The sequence below is a fragment of the Mucilaginibacter sp. genome (assembly GCF_025359345.1).
Taxonomy (GTDB): Bacteria; Bacteroidota; Bacteroidia; order Sphingobacteriales; family Sphingobacteriaceae; genus Mucilaginibacter.
On sequence record NZ_JANYGQ010000032.1, the window covers coordinates 260,747 to 280,483 of the forward strand.

General features: G+C 42.0%; 18 protein-coding genes. 8 read left to right on the plus strand and 10 right to left on the minus strand.

What is annotated here, in order from left to right; genetic code table 11:
* Window positions 1-4: 4 nt before the first annotated feature.
* Complete coding sequence (locus Q0R52_RS21585) at window positions 5-703, plus strand: CoA transferase subunit A (RefSeq protein WP_295798384.1); 699 nt, start codon at window positions 5-7, stop codon at window positions 701-703.
* Window positions 704-878: 175 nt separating this feature from the next.
* Window positions 879-1,535 carry a 3-oxoacid CoA-transferase subunit B gene (locus Q0R52_RS21590; protein WP_295798387.1) on the plus strand — a complete coding sequence of 219 codons (657 nt, stop codon included), beginning with the start codon at window positions 879-881 and terminating at the stop codon, window positions 1,533-1,535.
* Window positions 1,536-1,615: 80 nt separating this feature from the next.
* Here the strand turns inward: Q0R52_RS21590 and Q0R52_RS21595 are convergent, their stop codons facing one another.
* Genes Q0R52_RS21595 through Q0R52_RS21605 form a run of 3 tightly spaced genes read right to left on the minus strand, consistent with a single transcriptional unit; the run spans window position 1,616 to window position 4,148 of the window.
* Window positions 1,616-2,251 carry a uridine kinase gene (locus Q0R52_RS21595; RefSeq protein WP_295798389.1) on the minus strand — a complete coding sequence of 212 codons (636 nt, stop codon included), beginning with the start codon at window positions 2,249-2,251 and terminating at the stop codon, window positions 1,616-1,618.
* The gene (locus Q0R52_RS21600) at window positions 2,244-3,368 is read right to left on the minus strand and encodes a LysM peptidoglycan-binding domain-containing protein (protein ID WP_295798393.1); all 1,125 of its coding nucleotides are present in this window, start codon (window positions 3,366-3,368) and stop codon (window positions 2,244-2,246) included. Before Q0R52_RS21600 ends, Q0R52_RS21595 begins: the two co-directional genes overlap by 8 nt.
* Before the next feature lie 21 nt (window positions 3,369-3,389).
* On the minus strand, window positions 3,390-4,148 hold the full coding sequence (locus Q0R52_RS21605; protein WP_295798396.1) for a DUF4905 domain-containing protein: 759 nt from the start codon (window positions 4,146-4,148) through the stop codon (window positions 3,390-3,392).
* Between the two features lie 85 nt (window positions 4,149-4,233).
* Here Q0R52_RS21605 and Q0R52_RS21610 point away from each other — a divergent pair, with 85 nt between their 5' ends.
* The 4 genes from Q0R52_RS21610 (at window position 4,234) to Q0R52_RS21625 (ending at window position 8,725) form a co-directional block, all read left to right on the plus strand.
* Window positions 4,234-4,713 (plus strand): DNA starvation/stationary phase protection protein, encoded by a 480-nt coding sequence (locus Q0R52_RS21610; RefSeq protein ID WP_295798399.1) that lies wholly within the window; start codon window positions 4,234-4,236, stop codon window positions 4,711-4,713.
* Between the two features lie 227 nt (window positions 4,714-4,940).
* Window positions 4,941-6,413 (plus strand): proline--tRNA ligase, encoded by a 1,473-nt coding sequence (gene proS / locus Q0R52_RS21615; protein WP_295798402.1) that lies wholly within the window; start codon window positions 4,941-4,943, stop codon window positions 6,411-6,413.
* 203 nt (window positions 6,414-6,616) lie between these two features.
* Complete coding sequence (locus Q0R52_RS21620; RefSeq protein WP_295798404.1) at window positions 6,617-7,756, plus strand: cystathionine gamma-synthase; 1,140 nt, start codon at window positions 6,617-6,619, stop codon at window positions 7,754-7,756.
* A 120-nt stretch (window positions 7,757-7,876) separates the two neighbouring features.
* The gene (locus tag Q0R52_RS21625) at window positions 7,877-8,725 is read left to right on the plus strand and encodes a TIGR02757 family protein (protein ID WP_295798408.1); all 849 of its coding nucleotides are present in this window, start codon (window positions 7,877-7,879) and stop codon (window positions 8,723-8,725) included.
* Window positions 8,726-8,733: 8 nt separating this feature from the next.
* On the opposite strand, the gene Q0R52_RS21630 is transcribed toward Q0R52_RS21625, so the two are convergent.
* Both Q0R52_RS21630 and Q0R52_RS21635 read right to left on the minus strand, forming a co-directional pair.
* Window positions 8,734-9,369: a hypothetical protein gene (locus Q0R52_RS21630; RefSeq protein WP_295798411.1), complete on the minus strand. Its 636-nt coding sequence runs from the start codon at window positions 9,367-9,369 to the stop codon at window positions 8,734-8,736.
* 165 nt (window positions 9,370-9,534) lie between these two features.
* Entirely contained in the window at window positions 9,535-9,819 is a 285-nt protein-coding gene (locus Q0R52_RS21635; protein ID WP_295798414.1) for a hypothetical protein, read from the minus strand.
* A gap of 695 nt (window positions 9,820-10,514) precedes the next feature.
* On the opposite strand from Q0R52_RS21635, the gene Q0R52_RS21640 reads away from it, so the two are divergent.
* On the plus strand, window positions 10,515-12,089 hold the full coding sequence (locus tag Q0R52_RS21640) for a hypothetical protein (RefSeq protein ID WP_295798417.1): 1,575 nt from the start codon (window positions 10,515-10,517) through the stop codon (window positions 12,087-12,089).
* Window positions 12,090-12,093: 4 nt separating this feature from the next.
* Here Q0R52_RS21640 and Q0R52_RS21645 read toward each other — a convergent pair whose 3' ends face one another.
* From Q0R52_RS21645 to Q0R52_RS21665, 5 genes are all read right to left on the minus strand, one after another.
* Complete coding sequence (locus Q0R52_RS21645; RefSeq protein ID WP_295798420.1) at window positions 12,094-12,807, minus strand: hypothetical protein; 714 nt, start codon at window positions 12,805-12,807, stop codon at window positions 12,094-12,096.
* 75 nt (window positions 12,808-12,882) lie between these two features.
* Window positions 12,883-13,737, minus strand: coding sequence for a helix-turn-helix transcriptional regulator (locus Q0R52_RS21650; protein WP_295798423.1), 855 nt, complete (start codon window positions 13,735-13,737; stop codon window positions 12,883-12,885).
* A gap of 80 nt (window positions 13,738-13,817) precedes the next feature.
* Complete coding sequence (locus Q0R52_RS21655) at window positions 13,818-15,212, minus strand: arginine decarboxylase (RefSeq protein WP_295798426.1); 1,395 nt, start codon at window positions 15,210-15,212, stop codon at window positions 13,818-13,820.
* A 111-nt stretch (window positions 15,213-15,323) separates the two neighbouring features.
* Window positions 15,324-16,247: a citrulline utilization hydrolase CtlX gene (gene ctlX / locus Q0R52_RS21660; protein ID WP_295798430.1), complete on the minus strand. Its 924-nt coding sequence runs from the start codon at window positions 16,245-16,247 to the stop codon at window positions 15,324-15,326.
* Between the two features lie 76 nt (window positions 16,248-16,323).
* Window positions 16,324-17,769, minus strand: coding sequence for an arginine deiminase family protein (locus Q0R52_RS21665; protein WP_295798433.1), 1,446 nt, complete (start codon window positions 17,767-17,769; stop codon window positions 16,324-16,326).
* A 173-nt stretch (window positions 17,770-17,942) separates the two neighbouring features.
* Between Q0R52_RS21665 and argS the strand changes: the two genes are divergently transcribed.
* The gene (gene argS / locus Q0R52_RS21670) at window positions 17,943-19,706 is read left to right on the plus strand and encodes an arginine--tRNA ligase (protein ID WP_295798435.1); all 1,764 of its coding nucleotides are present in this window, start codon (window positions 17,943-17,945) and stop codon (window positions 19,704-19,706) included.
* Window positions 19,707-19,737 lie beyond the last annotated feature (31 nt).

The following is a 19,737-nucleotide window of genomic DNA, read 5'->3' on the forward strand; positions in this document are numbered from 1 at the left end:
AAACATGAATAAAACAGTTAGCAATGCTGATGAAGCCGTGAGCGACATTCAGGATGGCATGACCTTAATGATGGGCGGCTTCGGCATGAGCGGTCTGCCCGAAAATTGCATAGCAGCTTTAGTTAAAAAAGGAGTTAAGGATCTTACCTGCATTTCGAACAATGCCGGAGTCGACGATTTCGGCATTGGGCTAATGTTGAAACAGCGCCAGGTTAAAAAAATGATATCGTCGTACGTTGGCGAAAACGCAGAATTTGAGCGGCAGTTGCTGAGCGGTGAGCTGGAGGTTGAGCTGATACCACAGGGTACGCTTGCCACCCGCTGCATGGCAGCGGGCTACGGCATGCCTGCTATTTTTACCCCTGCGGGTATCGGTACAGAAGTAGCAATAGGTAAAGAGGTTCGGAATTTCAATGGTAAGGATTACTTAATGGAGATGGCCTTTGAAGCAGATTTCGCCATCGTTAAAGCCTGGAAAGGCGATACTATGGGGAATCTAATATATCGCGCTACTGCCCGCAATTTTAATGCAGTTATGGCCATGGCTGGTAAAGTTACCATTGCCGAAGTGGAAGAACTTGTGGAACCGGGGGAGCTTGACCCGAACTTTATACATACGCCGGGGATATATGTGCACAGGATATTCCAGGGGGTTAACTACGAAAAGAGGATTGAACAACGCACGGTTCGCAAAAGGACATAACCGGCGTCATCTGCACGTGCTAATCAGGCACCGATAAACTGCGTGGTGACCTGACGGAAGCTTTTAGGCTGCCACAAACTAAAGGTCCTTGAATGTCCTGCGTAGAGGTTGCTTCGTTCCTCGCAATGACGGGTGGGAAATCGGTTGATAATAAATACTATAAGTAAAAAAGCAAATGCTTGACAAAGAAGGAATAGCAAAACGTATTGCTAAAGAAATTAAGGACGGATATTATGTAAATCTGGGTATTGGTATACCAACGCTGGTGGCTAATTACATTCCGGAAAATATTGATGTGGTTCTGCAGTCGGAAAATGGGTTGCTGGGAATGGGGCCGTTCCCGTTTGAGGGGGAAGAGGATGCTGATATCATTAATGCCGGCAAGCAAACCATTACCATGTTGCCCGGTTCGGCGGTGTTTGATTCGGCGATGAGCTTTGGGATGATACGGGCCAAGAAAGTAAATCTAACCATTTTAGGCGCTATGGAAGTATCCGAAAACGGCGATATAGCAAACTGGAAAATCCCCGGCAAAATGGTGAAAGGCATGGGCGGCGCTATGGATTTGGTCGCATCCGCGGAAAATATAATTGTGGCCATGCAGCACGTAAACAAAGCAGGGGAATCAAAGCTGTTGCCAAATTGTACCTTACCCTTAACTGGCGTTAACTGCGTTAAAAAAATCGTTACTGAATTAGCAGTACTTGATGTATTGCCAGAAGGCGGCTTTAAATTGCTGGAACGTGCTCCCGGGGTGAGCGTTGAAGAGATTAAGAAGGCGACTGCAGGTAAACTTATTATTGAGGGGGATATTCCCGAGATGATAATTTGATTTGAAGATTTGATGGTGTGCTGATTTGAAGATGACGAATGAATACTTTTTGATTTTCAAATTTTCAAATCGGCACATCTTCAAATTAAAACACGCTGCCTTAAATCCCTCGATATCTCCTCCGTAACACAAATAATATCTTCAGCTTTGTGGCTGTTATTTACGATTATCTTATCGCATTCGCCTTTATAAGGCAGCAGGAACTCTTTGTACGCAGGTGTTACATGATTTGCCCATCTGTACATCACATCCTCGTGCGAATAGCCGCGTTCCAGTAAATCGCGCTTAAGGCGGCGTTGCAGGGCGATGTCATTATCAGCTTCGATGAAGATCTTTAGGTCAAGTGTTTCGGCGATCTTTTTAAAGTGAAGAATAAACAAGCCTTCAACAATAATGATGGGTGCAGATTTTATCTCCAGCATTTTAGGGATAGCATCAGGATTATTAAAAGTGTATTCTTTTTTAACTATGGTTTGGCCGTTCATCAGGCTGTCAATGTCGGCCTCAAAATGGTCATGATCGATAGTTGAAGGGAGATCGAAGTTATAGTACATATTTTCTTCCTTGGTCATGTGATGGGCCACAGGAAAATAGTAGTCATCCTGCGATACCAGGCAAACCTCATCCGCAGAAAAATGCTCGAGAAAACACTTCAAAAAAAAAGTCTTGCCGGAGCCGCTTCCCCCGGCAATACCAATTATATATGGTTTATTCATTCGGACTACCGTAGCTGATGTTTACATGAAAGCGTTTATCCAAAGCGCCTAATGAGTCGGCAACATTTTTTGTCATCACTAAAATAACATCTTTCGTTGATTCATTGTCTGTAAAACGGCCAACTACTTTTGCAAAAGTAGTGCGGTTAGTCATTGGGTTGGTAATTTTTATCACAGTACCTATCGGTGCAGTGCGGTGCAGTACTAATTTTTTATTTGGATCGAGGCTTGGATCATCAATCCAGGTTGCAGCGCCTTTTTCATTTTTTTCGTAAATGCCGAATTTGTTGGCATTTAAATGGCGGTCGGCGCTGTCCTTTAATATTGCAGAGGGCTGAGTAGAATCGCGTATTGCGGTTGCTTGTTGTGTAACGGTATTTACAACAGTTTGCTGCGGTTGAGTTTGCGTTGACGCCGGCGGTTGTGCCTGTTGTGGTGCACCTGCATTGCTTATCAATAATACCTGGCCGGGTTGCAGGCTGGTTGACGTTAGGTTGTTAAACTTTGTAATCTGATCTACATTAGTCCCAAAACGTTTAGCAATAGAATACAGGGTTTCACCTGCCGACACCTTGTATTGTGTAGGAGGTGTGGTATCCTGTTGAGGCTGTTGAGCCGGTTGCTGTACAACCTGCTGTTGAGCTGGTTGTGGTGGCGCTACCTGTTGCTGTACAGGTTGCTTAGCTGGCTGCGTAGCCTCTGCTGGGGCCGACTCCTGCTCTGGAGCCTGTTCCTTATGTTTGTGTTTTCTTGCTGCCTGGCGTTCTTCTTCAGCTTCGCGCGCCAGCCTGGCCTTTTTCTCTTTTTTGGTTTCTTTAGCAGGCTTCTTTTCAGTTATTTCTTTTTTGCCTTTTTTAAATGGCATATCAGTTGGCACATTTACAATTTTACCTAATGAAAGGGTTGCTTTTTTTGCGCCGTTAAATTTCATCAGCACTTCGGGCTTAATATTATAGCGGTGCCCGATGGAGTAATAGGTATCGCCTGCTTTCACCTTAAACTGCACCATTTTTTTGCCGTCGTTATTTTTTACGCCGATTGAATCGACTACAGGTTTGGCAAATAATTGGGAAAATGACAATAATGAAAGGGCCAAGAATAGAATCTTAAATTTCATAATTAACTTAGGGTCAATAATTTATAGGGATAAAACTTTTAGTTCAGTTTTATTTTTTATGTAAATTAAACAATTATTATGCATTATAAACGCCTCCGGCTGGATTTTTTGTATATCAGCATTTAATAAATCTTCATACATCGCGCTGCTTCCCTCAAATACATAGAGTGTTTGTATCAGCTGCCCCGCCTTTAGCGCGTGCAAAGATACAATTCTAAAATTATTGTGCTCAAGATAATGCACCCAATTTCCATATGGATGAATGGTAATTAAGCCGGGTGGCAAAAGTTCTGCCGGCAATTGTTCGGGTACCACAATATGATTTTCGGGTTCCGGGAAAATATAGGGCTCGTAAATACGGGTGGTTGTACCGCTTTTAATATCCGCCAAAAATAATTTGCGTGGCTGCATACGCGTGTCATAAACAACGGGGCCCTTAGCTGTTAAATGGTCAAATGCATGGGTGAAGTTGTTCCATAACGTTTGCCCGGTAATGGCATCAACGGCCAGCAGGCCCTTATGAGTTGGCCCGGTTTCTGATTGGTAGAAATGTATAAGCAATACACCGCCCCAGGCGCATTCAATGCCCGTGAGCCACCGCTCTGAGGTTGTTAATTCCTTAAAGTAGAGCTGGCCGCTTTTTAAATCTATCGACCCAAAAGAAACAGACCTGTCCTGATTGTTTCTTATTTCAACAAGCAGGATATCATTTGCGGCATCAATTTCCATGCGCCAAATAGTGCCGGCAAATTGCTGATCGACGTGTGGCGATAGTGTCATATTACGTGCAAATATGAGTATAAATTGCGGGTATGCTTATTTTTGCGGTACAAAAAACATCTATTTACAGCTTAATAAAAACACTATGAAAGCAGACAAAATAAGCCTCAAAGAATCAACAGAAAAACCCGTAGTCGACCATTTAAACGAGTTGCTGGCCAACTATCATATCCATTATCAAAAAGTGCGCGGATGCCATTGGAATGTTAAAGGCAAAAGCTTTTTTACATTGCATCTTAAGTTCGAGGAACTTTACACCGCAGCGCTTACTACTATTGATGAACTGGCCGAAAGGATACTGACCCTAGGTAAGTCGCCCTACAGCACTTTTGCGGATTACATCAAAAAATCGAAAATCAACGAAATTGATACCATTGGTTTAAAGGATACCGTAATGGTTAAAGCTATAATTGAGGATATGGCCGTTTTAATTAAGATGGAGCGTGATATATTGGAAATAACCGCTGATGCGGGCGACGATGGTACCAACGACATGATAAACCGCTTTATGCAGTTTAAAGAGAAAAATACCTGGATGCTGAGATCGTTTGTGAATGAAGACTAAACTAAGATTCATAGGATTTTTAGGATTTAAGGATTTTTGCCTGGGTATTCGATATCAGAACTTAATATTCAAATTATTAGCCTAGCGACAAGCGGGCCTTTTTTTTAATCCTGCAATCTTTTAATCCAATAAATCTTAGTTTAAATCCAATAATCCTATAAATCTTATAAATCTTAGTTTAAATTTGGCCTCTTTATAAATTCAAACATCACAAACTATAAATTAATATGAGCAAAGGGGTTGTAAGTAAGGACGAAGATTATTCGCAATGGTATAACGACCTGGTGTTGAAAGCCGATATGGCTGAGTACTCGCCGGTTAAGGGTTGCATGATAATTAAGCCCTATGGTTATTCAATTTGGGAACGTATGCAGGCCGTTTTGGACGGTATGTTTAAAGAAACAGGCCACGTGAATGCCTATTTCCCGATGATGATACCGAAATCTTTTTTCTCGAAAGAAGCCAGTCACGTTGAGGGGTTTGCCAAAGAGTGCGCGGTTGTTACCCACTATCGCTTAAAGAATGATGGCAACGGCAATATTGTAGTTGACGAAACGGCCAAACTGGAAGAAGAACTGATATTACGCCCCACATCTGAAACAATTATCTGGAACACCTATAAGGGCTGGATACAATCATACCGCGACCTGCCGATATTGGTTAACCAATGGGCCAACGTAGTCCGCTGGGAGATGCGTACGCGCCTGTTTTTGCGTACCACCGAATTTTTATGGCAGGAAGGGCATACCGCCCATGCAACCCCCGAAGAAGCCATTGCGGAAACCGAGCAAATGCTGAATGTTTATGCAGATTTTGTAGAAAACTGGCTGGCGTTGCCTGTGGTACGAGGTAAAAAAACTGCGAACGAGCGTTTTGCCGGGGCTTTGGATACGTACTGCATCGAAGCATTAATGCAGGACGGCAAGGCTTTGCAGGCAGGCACTTCGCACTTTTTAGGGCAGAACTTTGCCAAGGCATTTGATGTAAAGTTCACCAATAAAGAAAATAAGCTTGATTACGTGTGGGCAACCTCATGGGGCGTATCAACCCGTTTGATCGGCGCGCTGATAATGGCCCATTCGGACGATGCCGGGCTGGTGTTGCCACCAAAACTGGCGCCGTTACAGGTTGTTGTTGTGCCGATATATAAACACCAGGAAGAACTGGACAATATCTCCATGTTTGTAAAAGAATTGACAAGAGAACTGAAAGCTAAAAACATCAGGGTTAAATTTGATAACCGGGATACACACCGTCCGGGAGCTAAGTTTGCCGAGTACGAGTTGAAAGGCGTTCCATTGCGCGTTGCCATAGGCAGCCGTGATATGCAAAACGGGACCGTTGAGCTTGCCCGTCGCGATACAAAAACCAAGGAAACGGTTAACCAGGAAGGTTTAACTGCAGTTATTGAAGTTTTGCTGGAAGAAATACAAAGCAACATCTACCAAAAAGCGTTGAACTTTAAAGCGGAAAACACCACCGAGGTTGACACTTACGACGAGTTTAAACGCATGTTGGATGAGCAGCCTGGTTTCCTGTCGGCGCATTGGGATGGCACATCGGAAACTGAGCAAAGGATAAAAGATGAAACTAAGGCTACAATCCGTTGCATACCTTTGGATAACAAGCAGGAGGAGGGGAAGTGTATACTTACAGGAAAGCCGTCGACACAGCGCGTACTGTTCGCCCGGGCTTATTAATTTGAATTTAAAACTCTTTGTCATTGCGAGCCAAGAACGAGCGCGGCAATCGCGAACTTTACAGAGCTGCTCTGCGTAGTTCGCGATTGCTTCGTTCCTCGCAATGACAAAGTTTGAGAGAATTTGCATGCATGATTAATATTGGAGTTGATAAATCACGGCATCTTTTCTTTTATAATTTATTGACCGTTAACTCACCAATCATGAAATTCGCAACAAAAGCAATACATGCAGGGCAGGAGCCTGATCCGTCAACCGGAGCCGTAATGACTCCCATCTACCAAACATCAACTTACTGGCAAAAATCGCCGGGAGATAATAAAGGGTTTGAATATTCACGTGGTACCAACCCAACGCGTAAGGCTTTGGAAAGCTGTTTGGCTGCTTTGGAAAATGCAGAGTTCGGCCTGGCGTTTTCGAGCGGAATGGGCGCTACGGACGCAGTAATGAAATTGCTTGCCCCGGGCGATGAAGTTATTACCGGCAATGACTTGTACGGCGGCTCGTACCGAATATTCACCAAGATATTTGCAAACTACGGTATCAAATTTCATTTCCTGGATTTGTCGAACCCGGAAATTGTGCGCCAATATGCCAACGACAAAACAAAATTGGTTTGGATTGAAACGCCAACCAATCCAACCATGCAGATCGTTGATATTGCTGCGATAGGCAAAATTACTAAAGAGAAGAATATTTTATTCGCGGTTGATAATACTTTTGCATCACCATACCTGCAAAACCCGATTGATTTGGGTGCTGATATTGTTATGCACTCAGTTACCAAATATATTGGCGGCCATAGCGATGTGGTGATGGGAGCCTTGATGCTGAACGACGAGGATTTGTACAAAAAACTTTGGTTTATCTACAATGCCTGCGGTGCAACGCCCGGTCCGATGGATAGTTTCCTGGTGCTGCGCGGTATAAAAACCCTGCACCTGCGCATGAAAGCCCACTGCGAAAACGGCGCCAAAATTGCCGAATACCTTAAAACGCACCCGAAAGTTGAGAAAATATACTGGCCCGGTTTTACCGACCACCCCAACCACGAGATTGCTAAAAAACAAATGCGCGGCTTCGGCGGCATGATCTCCATTGTGCTGAAAGGTGCCGATTTAAAGGAGACCTACCGCATTGCATCAAATTTTAAAGTATTTGCCCTGGCGGAATCATTGGGCGGGGTAGAATCATTAATTAATCACCCGGTGAGTATGACCCATGGTTCGATACCAAAAGCTGAACGGGAAAAAGCGGGCGTAGTTGACAATTTGTTGAGGCTGAGCGTAGGGGTAGAGGATGTGGATGATTTGCTGGAGGATTTGAAGCAAGCACTTTCATAAAACTATAAAATTTGTCATTGCGAGGAACGAAGCAATCGCGAACTATGCAGTGCCGCTCTGTAAAGTTCGCGATTGCCGCGCTCGTTCCTCGTTCGCAATGACAATCAGGTATTTAATTGCATGATTGAAAACATAAAAGCTTTCCTCGATTCAAAAGTAATCCAATACAACCGTCCCGAATTTATTCCGAACGACCCGGTTTCTATCCCGCACATGTTTACCCAAAGGCAGGATATCGAAATTATGGGATTGTGGGCGGCAGTATTGGCCTGGGGGCAGCGCGTAACCATCATCAATAAGTGTAAAGAACTGATCACCCTAATGGACGACGCACCCTATGATTTTATCATGAATCACCACGAAATAGATTTAAAAAAGCTGCTGCATTTTAAGCATCGTACTTTTAATGATATCGACACGCTGTATTTTATATCGTTTTTCAGGTATCATTATTCCCTGCACCAATCATTAGAGGCTGCATTTATACCCGCAGAAACCCAATCAAACTTTGTCATCCTGAGCGATAGCGAAGGAACTTATGCGAGCGAATTAACGAGCGGCAATAACGAAGCAGAGCCAATCGAAAAATATCTCAATCATTTCAGAAGCTACTTTTTTTCGTTACCTGATTTTCCGCACCGCACAAAAAAGCATATTTCATCGCCATCACAAAAATCAACCTGTAAGCGGTTGAATATGTTTTTACGCTGGATGGTGCGCAAGGATGAATGTGGCGTTGATTTTGGTATCTGGAACCATATTAAGCCGTCGGAACTGATAGTCCCCTGCGATTTGCACGTTGATCGCGTGACCCGGAAGCTAAACCTCATCACCCGCAAACAAACGGATTGGCAAACTGCTGTTGAGTTAACCCAACGATTGCGGGAATTTGATCCAATGGACCCGGTTAAGTATGATTTTGCGTTGTTTGGTTTGGGGATAGAGGAGCGGTGGGGAGTGCAGTTTTAAGCAAAACCTTATTTTTCATTAGGATGCCCGCTCATTACCATCCTTCCCTTAGCCCTGTCGTAAAATAAAATGTCTGTATAAAATTCATCTTTGGTAGTTACAACTTCAAATTCTTCTAATGATTTGAATGTGGTGTGATGCATCCATTTATCATCAGTCAGGCCAAAATTTATAAGAGTGCTTTCTCCACATGTTGTCTTTATCGGATACTTACTTATCACATATCTACCAAAGGCCTTAGCAGAACCATCTGCGAAATAGTACCCCCAATCACCGTATTTATAGTTGTAATATTCTTGTTCTAAACCACCTGGCCCACAATTAATAAATTTCCCGATTTTATAATAACCTTTGGATTCGACATGGCCGTTTTCATAGTATTCAATCCATTTGCCAGTCTTTAAATTAGATAATTCACCCTTAGTATCTATCGCAAATCTGCCGATGGCTTTGATTTTGCCGTCCGTGAAGTGAATAGTTACAATTGAATCCTTCCCTTTAAATCTATCGTCGGAAGATAATTTAAATAGATTGCGGTAAAACACTACGCTATCATCATGGTATTTTACACGTTTTTGCATTGAGCATGCACATAACCAAATACATAAAATAAAAACGGACATCGTTTTATTTGTTCCGGTCATAATCATCGCCAAATTTAAAAAATACTATACTATTTAAACCTTGTTAATATTATATGGAACCGACTGGTTGTCTTGTTCTGAAATAAGTTAAAACGTTAAAAACAGAAATCACGCCCTCGTTTTATTAAAAACTTTGGAAGTTATTAAATTACAAGTTTACTTTATTTATTTACTGGTATGCCGGATCACGATATCAGCTGTATTGGGCCCTGTTACATCAATGCGCACTAACTTACCATTAACAAAATAATAATACTTATCCCCTGTAGTTGGGAACATTGCGCGATCATATTTTTTATAAACTGTTGTATGTTCCGTTTGCTCAATAAGATCAGCGCCTTTGTTGTGCGCCCTGAACTCTGCTTCGGATGTTCCGATGGAATAAATTTGTGTTTTACAACCGATGATAATTGAGAGGGACAGTAATCCGAAAAATAATAACTTCTTCATAAATACGTGATTAGATCTTTAGTAATAAATAAAGCTTAGTGCTTTGTTGGTTTGACCTGCATTACAGAGAAAGGTTTATCTCTTAATACGTTTTTTGGAAGTATTATAATAGCTAATTTAACAACTGTTTAGTTTTTCTGTAGATTAAAATTTCAATGATTTGATATTGTAAACCCAAATCAGAATTATGCACTAAAAAAGTGTAAATTCTTTCAAGACGACCCGCCATTGAAAAACACGAAACATGTCGATTCTGAATAAATTACCAAAATGTATTCAAAAAGTATAAAATTTTTAATGTTTGATTATCAGTTACTTATAAAGTAATGAAATATTAAAATATTGATAATTAGAATATTTCATGGTGTTCCAGTACCTTCCTGTGTCGTGCAAAAGTGGAACGCTTTGCCGGCGTGGAATCCTATGATCACGGATAGAGATCAGACAAAGCCCTGCGAGCTAAGACTGCGGAAGTTTTTTTTTCGTTCTGATTTCCCGGTCTCTCCCGGCTTTCCGGACTTCCCCCTGCAACCTTTGTAACATTTTAAACGTATTAAACTTTATAAAGCTGAATCATCACCTGGAATAAACGCTTTACGTCAAAAAATTAACCTGTTTTTGATGTGCCTGCGACTTAATAATAAGTCGCAAGCTTTGGCCTTATCTCCATGTGACTGATCTGAATAGGCGGCGGAATGTTAAAGAGACTATTATACATATGTGTCATATTTGCCTGCATCACTTTAAAAGTAAGTGCTGCGGCTCCGCTTATTGATGTAAATTCCCTTAAGACCATTCTTAAAATCGAAAATCGGGTTGAGCGCGAAAAAAAAATTGTTGGCTATATTACAAATAGCCTGCGGTTATCGCCAGAGTTCGGATTGCTTGCCACTAAGAAAGAACTGAATAACACGCTGTCCCAATTACATGTGGAAAATGCCGTTGCTTTTGAATACTTTGCCGAAAGTATGTACCAGCGCAGGCTCGTGCATATGGACGATGCAGAAGTTGCGATGGTAAAAGCCATAAAATTTGCAGGCTATAACCACGATCATTACCTGGTGTACTCGTTTTTAAGCCACCTGGCTTTCATTCAAACAGAGGAAGGTAATGCCATTGATGCGGTAACGAGTTATGGGCTATCAAAAAAAGAAACGCTGAAGATTAATGACCCCCATCTTCAGGTGCAAATAGACGTTAATATGAGCGACGTTTACTACAAGAATAATTTTTACAGCCAATCGTTATTCTACCTAAACCAGGCGGAACTTCTAAATAAAAAATACGGCTCAGACGACGTGAATGTTAATAAGGTTATTTATTATAATAAAGCTGAGAACTTTTTCAGGATGAATAAACCGGACTCGCTAAAGGTGTATCATGACAAGCTTTTGGGAATAAAAGGCAATATTTACAAGTTACATACCTATCAAAAGCGTACCGAATATTATCTGGCTATCCTGCAATATGATTTTAAAAGTGCCATCAACCTTATCAAGAAACTTCAAAAGGATACCCTTTATCAATATATCGATCAGGACCAACAGAACCTGGCTGATGCCTATTTTAACGGTGGGCAGCCCGACTCGGCAATTACCATAATTAACGAATTGCTGGCGCAGCCGCTTGAAATAAATCATCCTGAAATTAAATATCACCTTTACAAAGTGCTGGGGCAAATTGCTGAAGCGAAAAAGGACCATAAAACTGCGGCTTATAACTTTAAATTGTCGCTTGAACAAGCTGAAGATGTAGTGAACCGGCTTACACAGGTGGGTAATATTTCGTCACAAATAATGATCGATGAAATTGAAGGTTCGTACATGCAAAAAGATGAAAGCTATAAGCGCGAGCGTATATGGCTGATGTTTGCGGTACTTGGAGCTATTTTTATTATCATTCTTATCGCCATGTTTTATCGTAGCGCAAAACAAAAACGTCACTATGAAAAGCTTTTATTCACCGCTCAAAAAAAGGAACTGGCATTTATTAATTCTCATGAGGTGCGCAAGCACCTCTCTAACATTATGGGGATTATAGATGTTATAAAAACCAGCGACAACCGGCAAAAGGAATATGAACTATTTGAGGATCATCTTTTCTGCTCGGCTACCAGCATGGATAAAGCCATTAAAAGCATTTCGGCAAAGTTGGACGACCATTTTCCTGAAGCGACAGTGTCCTCACCAAAATTCGCTCCGCAATTACCCGTTGAAGAGGTAACCCCAGTTAACGAAACTAAAGCTTATAAAGCTTTAAAAGCCAGCTAGGTTATTAGTACCAGAAACCCTGCGCCTTAATTTGGTTATGGCTGTATCCCTGTTGTTTTAATATTTTGCGTAGCTGCGTCACCATTGTACTATTACCGGTTAAACAAAAAATTGTATTCTCTAAATGATAAGATTGTTGCAACAGCCATTCGGTTAATGAATGATGCCCGAAGACATCCGTGCGCAATACCGGTTTTAACGGCGTTTTAAAATATTCAGTAAAAAGGCTGCGGTTATGTTCGTTACCCATTAATACCGCACCCGAAAAACGCGCAGCCGGCGTTGCCAGTTGCTGCATAGCCAACAGGTGCCCAAGGCTGCTTTCATCGCCCAGGCAGATAACTGCCGAAGTATTTACCGGGGTTTGGCTGGTCGTTTTAATACTTAAATAGTTAATTTCATCGCCTTTGCCGAGGCTTTTTGCCCAGGCGGTACCAGGCCCGGAATGGTCAATATCAATGTATAATGTGCAGGTTTGCGTTTCCGCATCCCAGCCGGAGGGTGTATAGTCGCGATAGGTGAAATCTGCTACCCTGCATTTCATATAATTAACCTCGTTCCATCCATCCATTACGGCAGTTGGTAAATGCAGGTCGATTTCTATAATGGTTGAGGATGGCCACTTTCTAACTTCCAATATTAAAGCTGTTTTTAACACCCTGCCTTCAATTATGCCGGAAGCTTTTTTCTTTAGTTTGTTTAATATTAGTTTGCTCATATTGTAATAATTAATATTACAAAGAAACCGGAATTGAAGCCTACTGAAAATAGACAGAATAGGGTAGGTGTTGGACTATTTGCGGTAACTGTTGCGAAACGCCAAAGGCGTAGTGTTTTCCGAACTTTTAAATAGCCGCGAAAAATAAGTATGATCTTCGTAACCAAGCTGGTGCGCAATTTCTTTTACGGTAAGGTCAGTATAAAATAATAAGCGCTTAGCCTCTAAAAGTATTTCGTGGGTAATCCAATAAGTTACAGGCAGGCCTGTTACCTTTTTTAAGGCCTCATTAAGGTAAGGCGCCGAAATATTCAGCATAGCCGCATAAGCAGAAGGGCTTTTTTCGGTTTTGTAGTTTTCAGCCAGCAGCTTTTTGAAATCATAAGCAATCAGGTTTGGTCGTGAAGCTGTTTTTTGGGCGCCGGTGTTAATGCAGTAGCAGGTAGCTGCTATTCCCAGGAAATAATTTAACAACGAATAGACCATCTGCAGGTAAAAGGGTCCTTCGGTTTGCTGCAGGTAGGCATCGTTCAACAAACGCATCAACTTATAGCATTCCAAGTATTTTTCAACAGTTAATTTGCAGGGTTGCTGCAAAAGTAATTGGTCGTCAAATACATCCCGGTATTCTTTCGGTATCAATCCGGTATCTATGGCTAAAAACCAGCCACGGCCATTATCACTTCTAATGCGATGGTGCACCTGCCCAGGCAGCATATAATAAATAGACTGTTCCGGTAAATCTAAATGGGTGAAGTCAACCATTATCTCGGCCTCGCCCTCTTCAATTACAAAAAATATAAAATGATCGTCGCGGTGTACGCCTAACATATCGCCGTCGCGTTGTATTTTTTCGTGACTGCCATAGTAGCGTATCTCCAGCCCGATGTTGACCCTTTCGCTGATTTTATGCAGGGGGATGTGTTTCATAATCCAAACATCACAAAAAAGGCGCAATATATGCGCCTCTATTTTTTTCTAATCTCTAACCTCCAGTTAACTAATAACTATCAGGTGGTGTAACCTAAAATCTTCAATACCTGTTTACTGTTTTGTTCTTCGCCAAACACCTCGAAGTTGAATGTCTCATCGCGGTTGCGGCGGATGATAACATGCTTTGGCGATGGCAACAGGCAATGGTGAATGCCGCCATAGCCGCTCAATACTTCCTGGTAGGCGCCGGTATTGAAAAAGCCTAGGTATTGCACCTTGCGGGTTTTTGGCATAAATACGCTGTTCATGTGCGCTTCCTGGTTGTAGTAATCCTGACCGTCGCAGGTTATGCCACCAAGGTTTACACGTTCGTATTCGCTGTCCCAGTTGTTAACCGGCAGCAGGATGTATTTCTGGTTTAAAGCCCAAACATCTGGTAAGTTAGTAATGAACGAACCATCCAGCATTAACCAGCGTTCGCGGTCATTTTGCTGCTTGCGGCCCAGCACTTTATATAAAATGCCTGATGCTTCGGCAACAGTGTATTTACCGAACTCGGTAATAATGTCCGGTTCCTCGGTGTCGTTATCTGCGCAAATTTCTTTAATCCGGCTTACAATTTCGTTTATCATGTATTCATAATCGAAATCAAAAACCAGCGAATCTTTAAAAGGCATGCCACCGCCAATGTCAAGCGTATCTAAATGCGGGTTTATCTTTTTAAACTTGCAATACAGCGTAACGTATTTCTCCAATTCGTTCCAATAGTACGGAGTATCCGATATACCTGAGTTGATAAAGAAATGCAGCAGTTTAACCCTGAAGTTGGGATTTCCCTCTATTTTATTATGATAAAAATCTATAATATCCTCCATACGCACACCTAAACGCGAAGTATAGAACTGCGAATCTGGTTGCTCCTCTGCCGCTATACGTATGCCGAGGTTGCATGGTGTATCCATTTCAATCTCGTCATCATACAGGTTAAACTCTTCCTTATTATCCAATACCGGGATGATGTTTGAAAATCCATCATGCAACATATCGACAATATAGGTTTTGTATTGGAAGGTTTTGAAACCGTTGCATATTACGGTAACGTCCTTGCTCACTGCACCCTTTTTCTCCAGCGCGTCAATCATCGGCATATCAAAAGCCGAAGAGGTTTCCAGGTGGATCTCGTTTTTCAGCGCTTCTTCAACAATATGCTTAAAGTGCGAGCTTTTGGTGCAATAGCAATACTTATAGCTGCCGCGATAGTTGTTTTTAACTATTGCTTGCTGAAACAGCAACTTGGCCTGCTGTATTTTTTTAGAAATTATAGGTAAATAAGTGAAGCGCAGGGGCGTGCCATACGTTTCAATCATCTCCATTAAATTGAGGTCGTGAAAATAAAGTTCATCCTCAATTATCTCAAAACCGTCCTGCGGGAAACCTACACTCAGGTCAAGAAATTCCTCGTAACTCTGCATTTAATAAAATTTTGGCAAATGTATATTTTAAACGCAATAATGTGCTAATTGTTAAGATAAATTTTATAGTAGGAATGTAATTTAATTGATTAAATTTTTGTTAAAAATAGGTTAAGTAATTCCGGGTAAATGCACTTCAGCCATCATACACCTTGCACTGCCACCGCCATTCGTTTCAATGGTATTGATGTCCGAATAAACCAATTTTCCGTATTGTTCCAAAGCTGTCTTCTGCTCTTCAAGCAAAGCATTAAAAGCATTTTTACTCATCACAATCAGATTTTCGCCTTCAGCATTTTTAACTTCAAGCATATTGCCGGCAAACTGGTTCATTTGCGCAAAAGAAATATCAATAATTTCTTTTTGGGTTGATAAAAGTGATTCTTTAACAACAATCTTTTCGTGCGGATTTGGAATACTATCCAAACAAATAACTGCAAATTGGCTTCCAACACACATCAAGACATTTGTATGGTAAATTGCCTGGCCTTTTTCGTCCGCAGCATCAAAGCAAACCGGTGTATAGCCAGTTTGTTCGCAAAACAGGTTAAGTACGTCCCGGTCGGTACGGGGGGATAGACAGGCATATGCAATTTTATTCTCCCTGTCGAGCACCATGCTGCCGGTGCCTTCTAAAAACTTACCTTCAACTTCAAAACGGCTCAAATCAATAATATGCTTTACCGCAAAATTATCTTCCAGTTTCGCTATAATGTCCTCCCGTCGCTCCAGCCTGCGGTTTTCGGCCTGCATAGGGTATAAAAACACGCCGCCATCCCCATGGAATGATACCCAGTTGTTGGGAAAGATAGAATCTGGTGTATAGGGCTCGTGCGTATCATCAATTACCGTTACGTCAACGCCGTTGCTGCATAAGGTATTTACCATGCGGTCGAATTCCCGCTGCGCTTTTTCGTTAACATCGTCCTTAGCCGCATTGCGGTCCTGGAAAGCGTTGCTGCCTGCAGTTTCTTCATTAAACCCGAAATTCACCGGGCGTATCATTAATATGTGGGAAGTCGATTGAGTGTTCATTAGTTCATTGGTTCAACAGTACATTGGTAATTACGGATTCCAATCTGAAAAATCCGTTAATCCGCTAAATCCCGGTTCAGATAATTGCGTCTCTTTGCAACGGCATACTCATACAATGGAAACCACCCCGCGCTCTTGAAAGCTCTGCAGATGGCATTAATATCAGCGTGTCGGTCATTGTTTCCGGGTTAAGTTCGCCGCTTTCAAATTGTTTTAGCAGCTCGGCAACTTTTATTATGGCGAAGCCTTTTTCTTTAAAAGCTTCAACAGTTTTATCGTTACGGTCATAACCGAGTACCACACCTTCTTTTACGGCCAGCAGGTTACACGAGTCTGTCCATTGCTCGCGCGAATTGTAGGGGAAAATATCGCCGCCGGAGTAAATAAACTGCGTCTTCTCCGGGCTTTCCAAATCTTTTTCGCTGATATTGGCCAGCAAATCTTCAATGGTATTAAACGTTTTTGGCTTTTTATCCTTTCTGAACTGCACAATTTCGACCTTGTCCTTCGATTTTTTATCTGCAAACCATGCTATCGGCTCTTCCATTTCAGCCTGGCTTTCTGTTATCGACAGTGAGCGCAGCAGTACCCACATGTTGCGTTTTACTTGGGTAAATATCGTATCAATGTGCATATAATCCCGTTTATGGGGGATTTTCACAATAGTTACCTTTTTAACTACATCATGCTTAAACAGCAGCTTTATGGCCTCGCTGGCCCCGCTTGCCGACGTTCGTTCGCTGCAGCCAATCAGCAAATGCTCCGGGCTAACCATCATTACATCTCCGCCCTCCAGCGTTGTTTTCTGCTCATTGTCCTCGCCGGGGCGTAAAAAATGCTGCACGGTTTCGGGTATCTCCAAGATGTTATTGCGGTATGATGCAAACAGCGGATGATTAAAGAAAATATATCGCGCCAGCAAAGTTTCGCGGGCACGGGCTTTTTTTGCAGGTTTGTTTAACAGCATATAATTATTTACCGCCACCCCAATGTCCCTGCTGAATATCAGGTTAGGGATAGGCGCAAATATCATTTCGTTTTTGTTTAACGAACCAGATATGATGATTTTTGCCAGTTCAGATGGTTCGGTAGCAATCAATTGCGTTTGCAATTGGTAATTACATCCCTCAATCGCACATACCGAGGCTACTAATTTTTTGCGGATATCGCCCTCCTGCAAAATGTCTTCCAGTAAAGTTTGTATCTCAATTACTTTATTCGATGCATGAAAATCTTTATCATCAGGCTTGTAAAACGAACGGTTGTTTTCTTCGGAATCAATTTGTGCAAGCTTACCTTTTATTTTGGCTGGGTCCAAAAAGTACATCAACAGCTTAACATAGTAGTCATATTCATTTTTGCGCATGGTATCCAGGTGTACAATGTCCTCAAAAAGCCAGTCTTGTGCTTTTGAGGGCACAACTTTACCAAGCCCATTGTCGGGGCTGTGGATTAATAATGCGCGCAGGTTCCCAATTTCGGATGTTACATCTAATTTAAATTTGCTATTGCTAAGTGTCATAAATGGTTTGTAGAAGAGGAACAAATATAGTGATTAGAGCGCAGAGATTAGAGGTTAGTTATTGAATGTGGGCTGCCGCAGAGCACCCAAAAAGTTCACGAATTTTGCATCAATCTGAAAAATCAATCAAATCCGTTTAATCCCGGTTCCGACTTAATTCGTACTTTTGCCCTATGAATTTTATTCTTGAAGCTACTGTCAAAGCTGTTAAGCATTTATATAATACTGATATTGCCGCTGCTGATATAAACCTGCAGGAAACCCGCAAGGAGTTTGAAGGGCAGGTTACCGTTGTTACTTTTCCGTTTACCAAATTCTCCAAAAAATCGCCGGAGCAAACTGGCGCTGATGTAGGCACATTTCTACTGGATGAACTTGTCGATGTTTCCGGTTTTAATGTGGTAAAGGGTTTCTTGAATATATCATTGGCTGATAGTTACTGGATAAAACAATTATACACCGAAATTTTACCCGATAGCTTTGCTGTTGCCGAACCAAACGGCCAAAAGGTAATGGTTGAGTATTCATCACCCAATACCAACAAACCATTGCATTTGGGGCATGTGCGCAATAACCTGTTGGGTTTTTCGGTATCTGAAATTTTAGCAGCCGCAGGTTATGAAGTTGTAAAAACCAATTTGGTTAACGACCGGGGTATACACATCTGCAAATCGATGCTGGCATGGCAAAAGTTTGGTGAGGGCGAAACGCCAGAGTCAACAGGCATGAAAGGCGACCATTTGGTGGGGAAATACTATGTAATATTCGACAAGGAATATAAAAAGCAAATAGAAGAGCTAAAGGCAGCCGGTCAAACCGAAGATGAGGCGAAAAAGAATGCACCGCTGATTAAAGAAGCCCAGTCAATGCTACAGCAATGGGAAGCCGGCAATGAAGCGGTCATCACCCTTTGGAAAACCATGAACAACTGGGTGTACACCGGTTTTGCGGAAACCTATAAAAAATTAGGCGTAAGCTTCGATAAATTCTATTACGAGTCGGATACATACCTGTTAGGAAAAGATATTGTAGATGAGGGGCTGGAGAAAGGCGTGTTCTTTAAAAAAGATGATGGCTCCGTTTGGATTGACCTTACCGCCGATGGATTGGATGAAAAGCTGGTTTTGCGTTCCGATGGTACTTCGGTTTACATGACCCAGGATATGGGTACCGCACAGCTTAAGTACAATGATTATCACATGGATAAATCAATCTACGTGGTGGGCAACGAGCAGGATTACCATTTCAAAGTATTGTTTACCATACTTAACAAGTTGGGTAAGGATGGCGCTGCCGGTCTTTATCATTTATCATACGGTATGGTTGATTTGCCTTCCGGTAAGATGAAGTCGCGCGAAGGAACTGTTGTTGATGCCGATGATTTGGTGAACGATATGGAGCAGACGGCCAAGGACCAGACCGAAGCAATGGGAAAGGTTGATGGTTTTACCGACGATGAAAAGCTGCAGCTTTACCATACCATAGGAATGGGTGCTCTAAAATATTTCCTTTTAAAGGTCGATCCGAAAAAACGGTTGCTGTTTAACCCGGAAGAGTCTGTTGATTTCCAGGGGCATACAGGGCCATTTATTCAATATACACATGCGCGTATACGGTCAGTACTAAGCCGCGCAAAAATCACAAATGCCGAAATAACCGTTAAAGAAATAGCTGCAGAAGAACGGGATGTTATAGCTATTTTAACCCAGTTCCCGGCAATTATACAAACTGCTGCCGAAGGGTACAGCCCGGCAATAATTGCAAATTATGTATACGAACTTGCGAAGGTTTACAATAAATTTTACCACGAGAAGTCAATATTGCAAGCCGAGGACGAAGAGGTAAAACAATTCAGGCTACAACTTTCTTCAGCATCTGGTAAGGTGATAAATAAGGCGATGAAATTGCTGGGGATAGAGGTACCGGAGAGGATGTAGAGCCCCCTAACCCCCTGAAGGGGGAATCTTT